General features: G+C 72.9%; 8 protein-coding genes. 4 read left to right on the plus strand and 4 right to left on the minus strand.

Annotated elements, in window-relative coordinates; genetic code table 11:
* Positions 1–51: 51 nt before the first annotated feature.
* From AB0O91_RS08470 to AB0O91_RS08480, 3 genes are all read right to left on the minus strand, one after another.
* Positions 52–3,777, minus strand: a complete 3,726-nt coding sequence (locus tag AB0O91_RS08470) for a multifunctional oxoglutarate decarboxylase/oxoglutarate dehydrogenase thiamine pyrophosphate-binding subunit/dihydrolipoyllysine-residue succinyltransferase subunit (RefSeq protein ID WP_363429285.1) — start codon at positions 3,775–3,777, stop codon at positions 52–54.
* A 286-nt stretch (positions 3,778–4,063) separates the two neighbouring features.
* On the minus strand, positions 4,064–5,194 hold the full coding sequence (locus AB0O91_RS08475; RefSeq protein ID WP_363429287.1) for a HAMP domain-containing sensor histidine kinase: 1,131 nt from the start codon (positions 5,192–5,194) through the stop codon (positions 4,064–4,066).
* Between the two features lie 79 nt (positions 5,195–5,273).
* On the minus strand, positions 5,274–6,011 hold the full coding sequence (locus tag AB0O91_RS08480) for a response regulator transcription factor (protein ID WP_094742879.1): 738 nt from the start codon (positions 6,009–6,011) through the stop codon (positions 5,274–5,276).
* 560 nt (positions 6,012–6,571) lie between these two features.
* Here AB0O91_RS08480 and AB0O91_RS08485 point away from each other — a divergent pair.
* The 4 genes from AB0O91_RS08485 to AB0O91_RS08500 all read left to right on the plus strand — a co-directional run bounded on the left by AB0O91_RS08485 (position 6,572) and on the right by AB0O91_RS08500 (position 11,843).
* Positions 6,572–7,375 (plus strand): rhomboid-like protein, encoded by an 804-nt coding sequence (locus AB0O91_RS08485; protein ID WP_363429290.1) that lies wholly within the window; start codon positions 6,572–6,574, stop codon positions 7,373–7,375.
* Positions 7,376–7,540: 165 nt separating this feature from the next.
* A complete protein-coding gene (gene lon, locus AB0O91_RS08490; protein ID WP_363429292.1) occupies positions 7,541–9,937 on the plus strand; it encodes an endopeptidase La in 2,397 nt (798 codons plus the stop codon).
* Between the two features lie 66 nt (positions 9,938–10,003).
* Positions 10,004–10,546: a GtrA family protein gene (locus AB0O91_RS08495; RefSeq protein WP_363429294.1), complete on the plus strand. Its 543-nt coding sequence runs from the start codon at positions 10,004–10,006 to the stop codon at positions 10,544–10,546.
* Between the two features lie 67 nt (positions 10,547–10,613).
* Positions 10,614–11,843, plus strand: a complete 1,230-nt coding sequence (locus AB0O91_RS08500) for an ROK family transcriptional regulator (RefSeq protein WP_363429296.1) — start codon at positions 10,614–10,616, stop codon at positions 11,841–11,843.
* A gap of 126 nt (positions 11,844–11,969) precedes the next feature.
* Here the strand turns inward: AB0O91_RS08500 and AB0O91_RS08505 are convergent, their stop codons facing one another.
* Complete coding sequence (locus AB0O91_RS08505) at positions 11,970–13,019, minus strand: ABC transporter permease (protein ID WP_363429298.1); 1,050 nt, start codon at positions 13,017–13,019, stop codon at positions 11,970–11,972.
* Between the last annotated feature and the right edge of the window lie 36 nt (positions 13,020–13,055).

Consider the following 13,055-nt stretch of genomic DNA (forward strand, 5'->3'; position numbering starts at 1 on the left):
AAGAGGGGGCGGAGGCCGCGGGCGTCGGTGCTGCTGCGGGTCCTCGGCTCGTCAGAGCGAGAAGACCTCCTCGATCAGCGCCTGCTGCTCGGCGGCGTGCCGCTTGGCCGAGCCGACGGCGGGCGACGAGGCCGCGGTGCGGGCGACCCGGCGCAGACGGGCGTCGCCGCCGCTGCGGCCGATGACGACCTGGAGGTGGTCGACCAGGTTCATCGCGATGAACGGCCAGGCACCCTGGTTGGCCGGCTCCTCCTGCGCCCAGACGAACTGGACGTTGTCGCCGTAGCGGGCCAGCTCCTCCTGGAGCTCGGCCACCGGCAGCGGGTAGAGCCGCTCGACCCGGACGATCGCGGTGTCGGTGACGCCGCGCTCGGTGCGGGCCGCCGCCAGGTCGTAGTAGAACTTGCCGGAGGTGATGACCACCTTGCGGACCTGCGCCGGGTCGACGGTGGTGTCGCCGATGACCGGGCGGAACGAGCCGGACAGGAACTCCTCGGCCGCACTCGCCGCGGCCTTCAGACGCAGCATCGACTTCGGGGTGAAGACGACCAGCGGCTTGTGGTGCGGGTTGTGCGCCTGCCAGCGCAGCAGGTGGAAGTAGTTCGACGGCAGGGTCGGCGCCGCGACCGTCATGTTGTTCTGCGCGCACAGCTGGAGGAAGCGCTCCGGGCGGGCGGACGAGTGGTCCGGGCCCTGGCCCTCGTAGCCGTGCGGCAGCAGCAGGGTGACGCCGGAGTGCTGGCCCCACTTCTGCTCGGCGGAGGCGATGTACTCGTCCACCATGGTCTGCGCGCCGTTGACGAAGTCGCCGAACTGCGCCTCCCACATGACCAGCGCGTTCGGGCGGGTCAGCGAGTAGCCGTACTCGAAGCCCATGGCCGCGTACTCCGACAGCAGGCTGTCGTAGACGGTGTAGCGGGCCTGGTCCTCGGTGAGGTACTGCAGCGGGGTGTAGTCCTCGCCGGTCTTGCGGTCGATCAGGACGGCGTGCCGCTGGCCGAAGGTGCCGCGGCGGCTGTCCTGGCCGGCCAGGCGGACCGGGTGGCCCTCCATGAGCAGCGAGCCGATGGCGAGGGTCTCGCCCATCGCCCAGTCGATGGTGTTGTCCTCGACCGAGGCGGCGCGGCGCTGCAGCTGCGGCAGCAGGCGCGGGTGGACGGTCAGCCAGTCCGGCAGGTTGACCTGCGAGGCGGCGATCCGCTTGACCATCTCCTGGGAGATGCCGGTCTGGATGGAGACCGGGAAGTCGGCGACCGGCTTGCCGGCGGTGGCGTCGGCCGGCGCCTGGGCCGCGTCGCGGACCTCGGCGAAGACCTTCTCCAGCTGGCCCTGGAAGTCCTGGAGCGCCTGCTCCGCCTCTTCCATGGTGATGTCGCCGCGACCGATCAGGCCCTCGGTGTACAGCTTGCGCACCGAGCGCTTCTTGTCGATCAGGTCGTACATCAGCGGCTGGGTGAACGACGGGTTGTCGGCCTCGTTGTGACCGCGGCGGCGGTAGCAGATGAGGTCGATCACGACGTCCTTGTGGAACGCCTGGCGGAACTCGAAGGCGAGCCGCGCGACGCGGACCACGGCCTCCGGGTCGTCGCCGTTCACGTGGAAGATCGGGGCCTCGATCATGCGGGCCACGTCGGTGCAGTACATCGAGGAGCGCGAGGACGCCGGGGCGGCGGTGAAGCCGACCTGGTTGTTCACCACGATGTGCACGGTGCCGCCGGTGCGGTAGCCGCGCAGCTGCGACATGTTCAGGGTCTCCGCGACGACGCCCTGGCCGGCGAAGGCCGCGTCGCCGTGGATCTGGATCGGCAGCACCGGGAAGGTGGTGCCGCCCTGGTCCAGGATGTCCTGCTTGGCGCGGGCGATGCCCTCGACGACCGGGTCGACCGTCTCCAGGTGGGACGGGTTCGCGGCGAGCGAGACCTTGATGGTCTCGCCGTCCAGGCCGGTGAAGGTGCCCTCGGAGCCCAGGTGGTACTTGACGTCGCCGGAGCCGTGCATCGACTTCGGGTCGAGGTTGCCCTCGAACTCGCCGAAGATCTTGCCGTACGGCTTGCCGACGATGTTGGCGAGCACGTTCAGCCGGCCGCGGTGGGCCATGCCGATGACGGCCTCGTCCAGGCGCTGCTCGGCGGCGGAGTCGATGGTCGCGTCCAGCAGGGCGATCAGCGACTCACCGCCCTCCAGCGAGAAGCGCTTCTGGCCGACGTACTTGGTCTGCAGGAAGGTCTCGAAGGCCTCGGCCGAGTTCAGCCGGCGCAGGATGCGCAGCTGCTCCTCGCGCTCGGGCTTCGCGTACGGCTTCTCCAGGCGCTCCTGCAGCCACTTGCGCTGCTTCGGGTCCTGGATGTGCATGTACTCGATGCCGACGGTGCGGCAGTAGGTGTTGCGCAGCAGGCCGAGGATGTCGCGGAGCTTCATCATCTTCTGGCCGCCGAAGCCGCCGACCGCGAACTCGCGCTCCAGGTCCCACAGGGTGAGGCCGTGGGTGGTGACGTCCAGGTCGGGGTGCTTGCGCTGCTTGTACTCCAGCGGGTCGGTGTCGGCCATGAGGTGGCCGCGGACCCGGTAGGAGTGGATCAGCTCCATGACGCGCGCGGTCTTGTTGACCTCGTCGTCGTGGGTGGTGGCGACGTCGGTCGCCCAGCGGACCGGCTCGTACGGGATCCGCAGCGACTCGAAGATCTCGTCGTAGAAGCCGTTCTCGCCGAGCAGCAGGCGGTGGATCTCGCGCAGGAACTCGCCGGACGCCGCGCCCTGGATGACGCGGTGGTCGTAGGTCGAGGTCAGCGTCATGATCTTGGAGACGCCCAGGCGGGACAGGGTCTCCGGGGCGGAGCCCTGGAACTCGGCCGGGTACTCCATGGCGCCGACGCCGACGATGGTGCCCTGGTTCTGCATCAGGCGCGGCACGGAGTGCACGGTGCCGATGCCGCCGGGGTTGGTCAGCGAGACCGTGACGCCGGTGAAGTCGTCCATGGTCAGCTTGTTGGCGCGGGCCCGGCGGACGATGTCCTCGTAGGCCTGCCAGAAGCCGAAGAAGTCGAGGGTCTCGGCCTTCTTGATGGCCGCGACGACGAGCTGGCGGTCGCCGTTCGGCTTGACCAGGTCGATCGCCAGGCCGAGGTTGACGTGCTCCGGCTTGACCAGGAAGGCCTTGCCGTCCTCCACCTTGTAGCTGTGGTTCATGCCCGGGGCGGCCTTGATGGCCTGGACCAGGGCGTAACCGATCAGGTGGGTGAAGGAGACCTTGCCGCCACGGGCGCGCTGCAGGTGGTTGTTGATGACGATGCGGTTGTCGATCAACAGCTTCGCCGGGACGGCGCGGACCGAGGTCGCGGTCGGCACCTCCAGCGAGGCGTCCATGTTGGTGGCGACGGCCTTCGCCGGGCCGCGCAGCTGGACCAGCTCGGGGCCGGCCGCAGCGGCTGCGGCGGGCGCGGCCGGGGCGGCGGCCTTGGGGGCCGGGGGCGCGGCCGGTGCGGCGGCGAGCGGGGCGGCAGCCGGGGCCGGCGCGGCCGGGGCGGCGGGCGCGGCCGGAGCAGCAGCGGCGGGCGCGGGGGCAGCGGCAGGGGTCGGCGTGGGGCCGGCCTGGGTCGCGGCCTGGGTCACTGGGGTCACCTCGGTACCGGGCTTGTAGTCGGCGAAAAAGTCCCACCAGGCTCGGTCGACCGAGTTCGGGTCCTGGAGGTACTGCTGGTAGATCTCATCGACGAGCCACTCATTGGGGCCAAAGCCAGTGGAGCTTGCCGAGCTGGGGGTTTCAGGTTGTGGCGACACGGCGGCAACCGCCCTCTTCCGCTTCCTTTTGGGATGTTTGGACAGCGGGGATTAAGGCTACGCCCCTGACCAGTGATCGCGCAGGCCCCGGGCCCCAGGCGTCGCCCAGATCACAGTCCTGACCTGCACTTTGGCTGAAAAAGTGCGTTAGAAAGCCGTATCTGAGGGGAACCGGTCGGGACCGATCACCCCATAATCCAGGGCAAATACGGACAAACAGTCGCTCGGATCCCCCGGTGATCTTCGTGTGCGTCTGTGTCGGATCTGTGACAAATGTCCCGGCCGCTCAGCACTGCCCGGGCAGCCGGACCTCGATCCGGCAGCCGCTCGGCGACTCCGCCACCGCGATCCGCCCGCCGTGCAGGTCCACCGCCCAGCGGGCGATCGCCAGGCCCAGGCCGGTGCCGCCGTCCGAGCCCGGTCCGGCGGCGGTCGCGGTGCCGCTGCGGCTGAAGCGCTCGAAGACCCGGCCGCGGTCCGCGAGCGGGATGCCCGGGCCCTCGTCCTGGACCTCCAGCAGCAGGCCGCCGTCCTCGCCGTCGGGCCGGGCGCGCACCGTGACGGTGCCGCCGGGCGGCGAGTGCTTGCAGGCGTTGTCGACCAGGTTGGCGACCACCTGGTGCAGCCGTTCCGGATCCGCCACGGCGGTCAGGCCGGTCGGGCTGACCTCCAGGGCCAGCCGGACGTCGCCGCGCCGGGAGAACGCCCCGCCGGCCGTCGCGCCGTCCACGGTGACCCCGCGCAGCACGCCGTCCAGGAACTCCCGGACCTCGAACGGGCGGGCGTCCAGGTCGACCACCCCGTCGTCGATCTTGGAGAGGTCCAGCAGGTGGGTGACCAGTCGGCCGAGCCGTTCGGTCTGCTCCAGCGCGGCCCCCAGCGTCGCCGGGTTGGGCTGCACGACGCCGTCCACCACGTTCTCCAGCACGGCCCGCAGCGCGGCGATCGGCGTGCGCAGCTCGTGCGAGACGTTGGCGACCAGCTCGCGGCGGTGCCGGTCGGCGGCCTGGAGGTCGGCGGCCATGGCGTTGAACGCGGCCGCCAGCTCGCCGATCTCGTCGCGCGAGCTCACCTCGACCCGGCGGCTGTAGTCGCCGGAGGCCATCGCGCGGGCGGCGGCCGTCATCTCGCGCAGCGGGGCGGTCAGCCCGTGCGCGAGGAACTGCATGAAGAGCAGCGAGGCGATCATGGAGAAGACCATGATGATCCGGATCTGGGTCTCGGACCGGATCGCCACCACCACCATCCCGGTGGCCAGGAACACGGAGACGATCACCAGCAGGGCCAGTTTGCCCTTGATCGAGCGGACCGGGTCGAGCGGACGGATGTCGGCCCAGACCCGGCTGGCCGCGCGGGCGGCCAGGGTCTGCGGGCGGACGCCGTCGGCGTCCCCGTTGCGTTGCTGTGGAAAGGTCATTGGTCCCTGTGATCCCCGTGCGGTGTCACGGCGGTGCCGGGACACGGGCCCCCCGGTGGCCCGTCGCCCGGAGCCCCCGTCAGGAGAGCGGGGCCTCCAGCGCGTATCCGACGCCGTGCACGGTGCGGATCCAGCTGGCGCCGATCTTGCGGCGCAGTGCCTTCACATGGCTGTCCACGGTGCGGGTGCCGGACGCGTCCGTCCAGTCCCAGACCTCGGCCAGCAGCTGCTCGCGGGTGAGCACCGCGCGCGGCTGGGCGGCCAGGCAGGCCAGCAGGTCGAACTCGGTCGGCGTCAGGTGGACGTCGCCCGAGGCCAGTCGGACCCGGCGCTGCACGTGGTCGATCTCCAGCTCGCCGAAGCGCAGGCTGCCGAGCGCGGGCGTGCGGGCGGCCTGCTGGGCGCGCTCGACGCGGCGCAGCAGCACGTTGACCCGGGCGGCCAGTTCGCGCATCGAGAACGGCTTGGTCATGTAGTCGTCGGCACCCACGCCGAGGCCGACCAGCAGGTCCGTCTCGTCGTCGCGGGCGGTCAGCATCAGTACCGGCACCGGGCGTTGGGCCTGGATCCGGCGGCACACCTCCAGCCCGTCGAAGCCGGGCAGCATGATGTCCAGGACGACCAGGTCCGGCTGCCAGGTGTGGAAGCCGTCCACCGCGCCGGGGCCGTCGTGGGCCACGGCGACCTTGAACCCCTCCGCGCCCAGTCGGGCCGCGATCGACTCGGCGATCGTGGGCTCGTCCTCCACCACCAGCACTCTGCGCTGACTGCTCACCGTGCCACCGGTGTTGGGGTTGTCCTGCTGGATTTCTGTCACGGTCACGCCACCGCCCCCAGGGCTGCGGGCCGGCCACCTGTGGGGATGGCGGGGCTCCGCTCGTAGTCTTGTTCCGTCGTGGACTGTGCCGGGTCCGCCGTCCCGTCGCGCGCCGGGAGGGTGGGGACGGATGGTCTTCCGTCCACTTCTCCCACGCACTTCGCAGCGTACGGACAGCGGATGCCTCCCGGCAGGCGGACCGGACGTTTCCGGCCCGCGGGCCGACTGTCCGCCCGCCCTCGGGCCCACCGCACGAGTGGGCACGGGCCGATACCTTACCCGGCTAATTTTCTCTGTGTAACGGTACGTATGCAGTCCAGTTGACGCCAAGTCGCCGGTCAGAGGCCCTACTGACGCGTTAATCGACAGAAGGTCTGGACCAATGTCGGGAATCCGGCCGGTCCGCGCGACGACGGTCTTCACGGGCTTTTCTCAGGTGCCTCTCAGAACCTCGACGTACGGTGGCCGCGACAGCGCCCCGCAGGGCGGAATCCGGCCGTCGTGCCGGTGCGTTGGGCGCCCTCGGGCCCGGTGGCCGCGGGCGTGGAGCGGAGGTCGACATGGCGGGACTTCGGCGGGACACCGCGCGGCGCGCGCCCGTGCGGCCGTCGTGCGGAATGCTGCGGCACGGACTGCGCACCGGCGTCGTCGAATGGCTGCTGGAACGCGTGCCGACGCCCCGGCGCACTCCCTTCACGCTCGGATATCTGGCGGTGGTGGGGATCACGGCGACCTTCGCCAGGGTCGCCGATCCGGAACTCGTGCAGCGTTTGCAGGAGGCCTCCAGCTCGGACGGCCACAACCTGCTGCTGCACCCGCTGCGGGTGCTGGTGCTCAGCGGGTTCTGGGTGGCCGGCGGCTCCTGGACGCCCTACCTGTGGGGGTTCGCCGTCACCCTGGCGCCGCTGGAGCGCCGGGTCGGCTCCGCCCGGACGGCGGCCGTGTTCGCGGCCGGGCACGTCGTGGCCACGCTGCTCTCCCAGGGCGTGGTGATCGCCGCGGTGGATGCCGGGCGGATGGCGCCGGCGGCGCTGGAGCGCCTGGACATCGGGGTCAGCTACGGCGTCTACGCCTGCCTGGGCGCGGTGGTCGCCTCCCTCCCGCTGCGCTGGCGGCTGCCCGCGCTGGCCGGCGCCGGGCTGGTGCTCGCCCAGCAGATCGCCGGGGAGCGGGACCTGGTCACCGCCGTCGGCCACCCGGTCGCCCTGCTCACCGGGGTGGCGATGTGGGGCTGGGTGCGCCGGGTGGAGCGGCGCCCGTCCCGGCCGCGGATCCGGCTGCCGCTGGCCCCGGTGGTCGGCGCCGCACCGGCCGCTGCCGCCGCCGTGGTGCGGGCCGGTGCCCGGCCGTCCGCCGTGCGCTGACGACCGGGACTCCTTGGGCAGTTCTTTCCCTGTTCTTTTGACGGGCCTTCCCTCCGGGCGGGCCGCTGACGGCCTGTTCGCTCACAGCGAACAAGGGGTGGGGAACATCCCGCACCCGCCAAGCCTTAGTCAGGTCGACTCAAGTTCACTGACCGGGGAGAGATCATGGCATCGACGTCCACACCGCTCACCCTGCCCGTGCTGCCGCTCGACGACGAGGTCGTGCTCCCGGGCATGGTCGTCCCGCTGGACCTCAAGGACGCCGAGGTGCGGGCCGCGGTCGAGGCCGCCCGCGCGGCGGCCACCGGCTCCGGCAAGCCGCAGGTCCTGCTGGTCCCGCGGGTCGACGGCTCGTACGCGGCGGCCGGCACGCTGGCCACCGTGGAACAGGTCGGCCGGCTGGCCGACGGGGAGCCGGCGGCGCTGGTGCGCGCCGTGCGCCGGATCCGGATCGGGGTCGGCACCACCGGCCCCGGCGCCGCCCTCTGGGTGGAGACCACGCCGTTCCGGGAGTCCTCGGTCGGCATGCCGGTGGCCGGGCGGGCCGCCGAGCTGGTCAAGGAGTACAAGGCGCTGTCCACCCAGTGGCTGCGCCGGCGCGGCGCCTGGCAGATCGTCGACCGGGTGGCCCAGATCGAGGGCGTCGGCGAGCTCGCCGACAACATCGGCTACGCCCCCTTCGCCACCGCCGAGCAGAAGCTCAAGGTGCTGCTGGAGGCCGACCAGGTCGCCCGCCTGGAGTACGCGCTCACCCTGCTGCGCGACCACCTCGCCGAGGAGGAGGTCAACGACACCATCCGCAAGGACGTCGAGGAGGGCGTGGCCAAGCAGCAGAAGGAGTTCCTGCTCCGCCGCCAGCTGGAGGCCGTGCGCAAGGAGCTGGCCGAGCTGAACGGCGACCCGGCCGACGAGGAGGGCGACTACCGCGCCCGGGTCGAGGCCGCCGACCTGCCGGACCGGGTCCGCGAGGCCGCGCTCAAGGAGGTCGACAAGCTGGAGCGCTCGTCCGACCAGTCGCCCGAGGGCTCCTGGATCCGCACCTGGCTGGACACCGTCCTGGAGCTGCCCTGGAACGAGCGCACCGAGGACGCCTACGACATCGCCGGCGCCCGCGCCGTGCTCGACGCCGACCACGCCGGCCTCGCCGACGTCAAGGACCGGATCGTCGAGTACCTGGCCGTCCGCAAGCGCCGCTCCGACCAGGGGCTCGGCCTGGTCGGCGGCCGCCGGGGCGGCGCGGTGCTGGCCCTGGTCGGCCCGCCCGGCGTCGGCAAGACCTCGCTCGGCGAATCCGTGGCCCGCGCCATGGGCCGGAAGTTCGTCCGGGTCGCGCTCGGCGGCGTCCGGGACGAGGCCGAGATCCGCGGCCACCGGCGCACCTACGTCGGCGCGCTGCCCGGCCGGCTGGTCCGGGCGATCAAGGAGGCCGGCTCGATGAACCCGGTCGTCCTGCTCGACGAGATCGACAAGGTCGGCTCCGACTACCGGGGCGACCCGGCCGCCGCCCTGCTGGAGGTGCTGGACCCGGCCCAGAACCACACCTTCCGGGACCACTACCTGGAGGTCGAGCTCGACCTCTCCGACGTCGTCTTCCTCGCCACCGCCAACGTGCTGGAGGCCATCCCCGAGCCGCTGCTCGACCGGATGGAGCTGGTCCGCCTCGACGGGTACACCGAGGACGAGAAGGTCCTCATCGCCCGCGACCACCTGCTCCCGCGCCAGCTGGAGCGGGCCGGCCTGGGCGACGGCCAGGTCACGGTCGACGAGGAGGCGCTGCGCAAGCTCGCCGGGGAGTACACCCGGGAGGCCGGTGTGCGCACCCTGGAGCGCTCGATCGCCCGGGTGCTGCGCAAGATCGCCGCCGAGGCCGAACTCGGCCGGCGCGAGCTGCCCGCCACGGTCGGCACGGCGGACCTGCGCACCCTGATCGGCCGGCCGCACCACGTGCCGGAGTCCGCCCAGGACCCGGCCGAGCGGCGCACCGCCGTCCCCGGCGTGGCCACCGGCCTCGCGGTCACCGGCGCCGGCGGCGACGTCCTCTACATCGAGGCCTCGCTGGCCGACGCCGAGACCGGCGGCACCGGGCTGACCCTGACCGGGCAGCTGGGCGACGTGATGAAGGAGTCCGCGCACATCGCGCTCTCCTACCTGCGCTCGCGGGGCGCCGAGCTGGAACTGCCGGTCACCTCGCTGCGCGACCGCGGAGTGCACCTGCACATCCCGGCCGGGGCCATCCCCAAGGACGGCCCGAGCGCCGGCATCACCATGACCACCGCGCTCGCCTCGCTGCTCTCCGGCCGCAAGGTCCGCACGGACCTGGCGATGACGGGCGAGGTCTCGCTGACCGGGCGGGTGCTGCCGATCGGCGGGGTGAAGCAGAAGCTGCTCGCCGCCGACCGGGCCGGCGTCACCACGGTGATCATCCCCAAGCGCAACGAGGCCGACCTGGACGACGTCCCGGCCGAGGTGCTGGAACGGCTCACCGTCCACCCGGTGTCGGACGTGCGCGAGGTGCTCCGGCTGGCCCTGGAGCCCGCAGGGGTGCTGGTCGCCGCCGCCTAGTGTGCTGCGCCGCAAGTCGCCGGCGCTCCACGGGCCGACGGCATCTCCGCGTGCCACACTGCGGAGATGCCGTCCCCCACGCAGCGCGCCCTGGCCCGGGTGCCCGCGCGGCTGCGGCCGTTCCTGGTGCGGCACCGCCGACTGGTGAAGTACCTGCTGGTCGGCAGCGGCTGCTTCGTCCTCACCACGGTGATCGACGTGGAGCTCAAGTTCACCGTTCTGGCGCACCAGCCGGTGACGGCACTGACGGTGGCGACGGTGGTCACCACCGCCGTCTCCTACGTGCTGAACCGCCGCTGGGCCTTCCGGACGGACGGGCGCGGGCCGGAGGCCCTCCTGTTCCTCCTGGTCAGCGCGGCGGCGATCGGCGTCAACGTCGTCCCGCTGGCGCTCTCCCGGTACGCCCTCGACCTGCGCGAGCCGTACGTCACCGCGTTCCAGCAGGAGGTCGCGGACTTCCTCAGCGGGATGGTCGTCGGCACCTTCGTCGCGATGCTGTTCCGCTTCTGGGCGATGCAGCGGTGGGTCTTCACCAGCCCGGTCGAGCGGGCGCACCCCGGGCCGGAACCCGGTTACGCTGCACCCGAGATGCCACGGGATGTGCCGTAAGTCCGCATGTCCGCGGATCCGTGCACCCGTGGGCCGCGAGCCGCTCCGAGACCGTGAGGTGAGGGTTATGCGCGGGGAGCCGGACGGCGTCCGGACCGGGCCCGCCAGCCAGCAGGGGATGCGCCGGGCCAACCTGGCCCTGGTGCTCGGCGTGATCGCCCGCGGCCCCCGCTCGCGCGCCGAGGTGGCCGCCGCGACCGGCCTCACCAGGGCCGCGGTCTCCTCGCTCGCCGAACAGCTGATCTCGGCCGGACTGGTCGTCGAGGAGGGCCCGGCCGCGCCCAGCGGCAAGGTCGGCCGCCCCGGCACCGCGCTCGGGCTCAACCCGCTCGGGCCCGGCGGTCTCGGCGCCGAGATCGGCGTCCGGCACCTCGGCGTCTGCGTGGTCGACCTGCGCGGCGGGGTCCGCGCCTGGCGGCGCCGGGAGAGCGCCAACCACGGGCGGGAACCCGCCGCGGTGATGGCCGACCTCGCCCGGCTGGTGGGCGAGGCCGTCGCCGAGTCGGGCCTGCGCCCGGCCGGGCTGACCCTCGCCGTGCCCGGGCTGGTCGGCGGCAGCGGGCTGCTCCAGCGGGCCGCCAACCTCGGCTGGCAGGACGTCCCGCTGGCCGCCGAACTGCGCCCGGCGCTGCGGCTGCTCGGCGACGGCCCGGGCGGGGGAGGGCTGGCCGCGCTGCCGGTCGAGGTGGACAACGAGGCCAACCTCGGCGGGCTGGCCGAACGCTGGCTGGGCGAGGGCCCGGAGGACTTCCTGTACGTCTCCGCCGAGGCCGGGGTCGGGGCGGCCGTCGTGGTCGGCGGCCGGCTGCTGCGCGGCGCGCGCGGCTACGCCGGCGAGCTCGGCCACGTCCCCGTCCACCCGGAGGGGCGGCGCTGCGCCTGCGGGGCGCACGGCTGCCTGGAGCAGTACGCGGGCGAGGCCGCGGTGCTGCGGGCGGCCGGGCTGGCCGGCCTGCCCGGGGACTGGGTGACGCTGCTCGCCGAACGCGCCGGGGCCGGGGACGAGCCGGCCCGGGCGGCGCTGGCCGGGGCCGGTGCGGCGCTCGGCATCGCCGCCGCCGGGGCGGTCAACCTGCTGGACCCGGCCGAGGTGGTGCTGGGCGGCGGCTACGCCCGGCTGGCCCCCTGGCTGCTGCCGGCCATGCGACGGGAGCTGGCCGCCCGGGTGACGGTGCGGCCGTGGGCGGAGGAGCGGCTGACGGTCTCCCGGCTCGGGCGGCGCGGGCCGCTGCTGGGCGCCGCGGTCGGGGTGGTGCGCGCCATCGTGGCCGATCCGGGGCCGCTGGCGGGCGGGTGACCCGGCCGGGTCGGCGGACGCGGGTGCGCCGGCCGTACGTCGGGCCGACGGCGGACGGACGCGGAGGAGCCCCCGGCCGGTGCTGGGGTTCCAGCGGCCGGGGGCTCCTCTGACGGTGCGTGCGGATCAGGCCTCGGTGGGGGCCTCGGCGACGATCTCGCGGCCGCCGGAGCGCGGGCCGCGCAGCACGGCCAGGTAGGCGATGCCGATGCCGATCAGCGCCCAGACCACCAGGACCAGGATCGGCATGCCCAGGTTGGTGGAGTCGAAGTAGGCGATCGACTTGGTGGCGCTGGTGCCGGCGCCGTTCGGGATCAGCGAGCCGATGGCCCGCCAGAACGGCGGCATCATCGGCGCCGGGTAGACGCCGCCGGCGCTCGGGTTGCCCAGCACCACGAAGATCAGCACCGCGACGCCGATGCCGATGATGTCGAACAGGCACTGCAACGCCATGGTGAACGCGCCGACCGTGAACACCACCAGGGCGCCGATGCCGGTCAGGGCCAGGACCGAACCGGGCAGCGCGTCCAGCACCGGTCCGGCGATGATCGTGCCGCCGAGCCCGGCCACCACCGAGTACAGCGCCAGCGCGCCGAGGCGGATCAGCAGGCGGTGGGCGTTGGCCGGCTTGGAGCCGGCGCTGATGCCGAGGATCGAGGCGACCAGGTAGCCGCCGACGCACCAGCCGATGACCAGGTAGAAGGCGGACAGGCCGTTGGTGTCGCCCTTGGCCAGCGGCACCACGTCCTGGACGGTGACGGTGCGGCCCTGGGACTTCTCCAGCGCGGTGGTGATGGACTCGGCGGCCTTGGCCGCGGAGCTGCCGCGGGCGCCGCCGACCAGCAGGGTGTCCTCGGTGCCGGTGGGGTTCACCACCAGTGCCGCGTAGATCTTCTGGTCCTTGATCTGCTGGGTCGCCGTCTCGGCGTCCGGCGCGGTGACCGGCTTCACGGCCTCGTCCGGAACCTGCTCCAGGGCCCCGACCAGCTTGGGCGTCAGCTGCGGCGGGGCGACCACCGCGATCGACAGCTTGTGCGGGGCCGGGTGGTGGAGTGCTCCGACGTACGACGTGATGAAGCCGAGCTGCAGCAGCAGCACGCCGAGCACGAGCAGCGCTGCACGCGGTGTGACCGCGCCCTTCAGTTCGGCGACGAAACCCTGCCCCGGGGCGGCCATCCACATCTCCTTGTGTATCGGCGGAAAACGGATACT

This window comes from Kitasatospora sp. NPDC089797, assembly GCF_040684795.1.
Lineage (GTDB): Bacteria > Actinomycetota > Actinomycetes > Streptomycetales > Streptomycetaceae > Kitasatospora.

What these genes read in the sequence shown, in the direction of transcription:
- AB0O91_RS08475 (WP_363429287.1), bottom strand. Translation starts at nt 5,194, where the DNA reads ATGACCTTTCCACAGCAACGCAACGGGGACGCCGACGGCGTCCGCCCG.
- AB0O91_RS08485 (WP_363429290.1), top strand. Translation starts at nt 6,572, where the DNA reads ATGGCGGGACTTCGGCGGGACACCGCGCGGCGCGCGCCCGTGCGGCCG.
- lon (WP_363429292.1), top strand. Translation starts at nt 7,541, where the DNA reads ATGGCATCGACGTCCACACCGCTCACCCTGCCCGTGCTGCCGCTCGAC.
- AB0O91_RS08495 (WP_363429294.1), top strand. Translation starts at nt 10,004, where the DNA reads ATGCCGTCCCCCACGCAGCGCGCCCTGGCCCGGGTGCCCGCGCGGCTG.
- AB0O91_RS08500 (WP_363429296.1), top strand. Translation starts at nt 10,614, where the DNA reads ATGCGCGGGGAGCCGGACGGCGTCCGGACCGGGCCCGCCAGCCAGCAG.
- AB0O91_RS08505 (WP_363429298.1), bottom strand. Translation starts at nt 13,019, where the DNA reads ATGGCCGCCCCGGGGCAGGGTTTCGTCGCCGAACTGAAGGGCGCGGTC.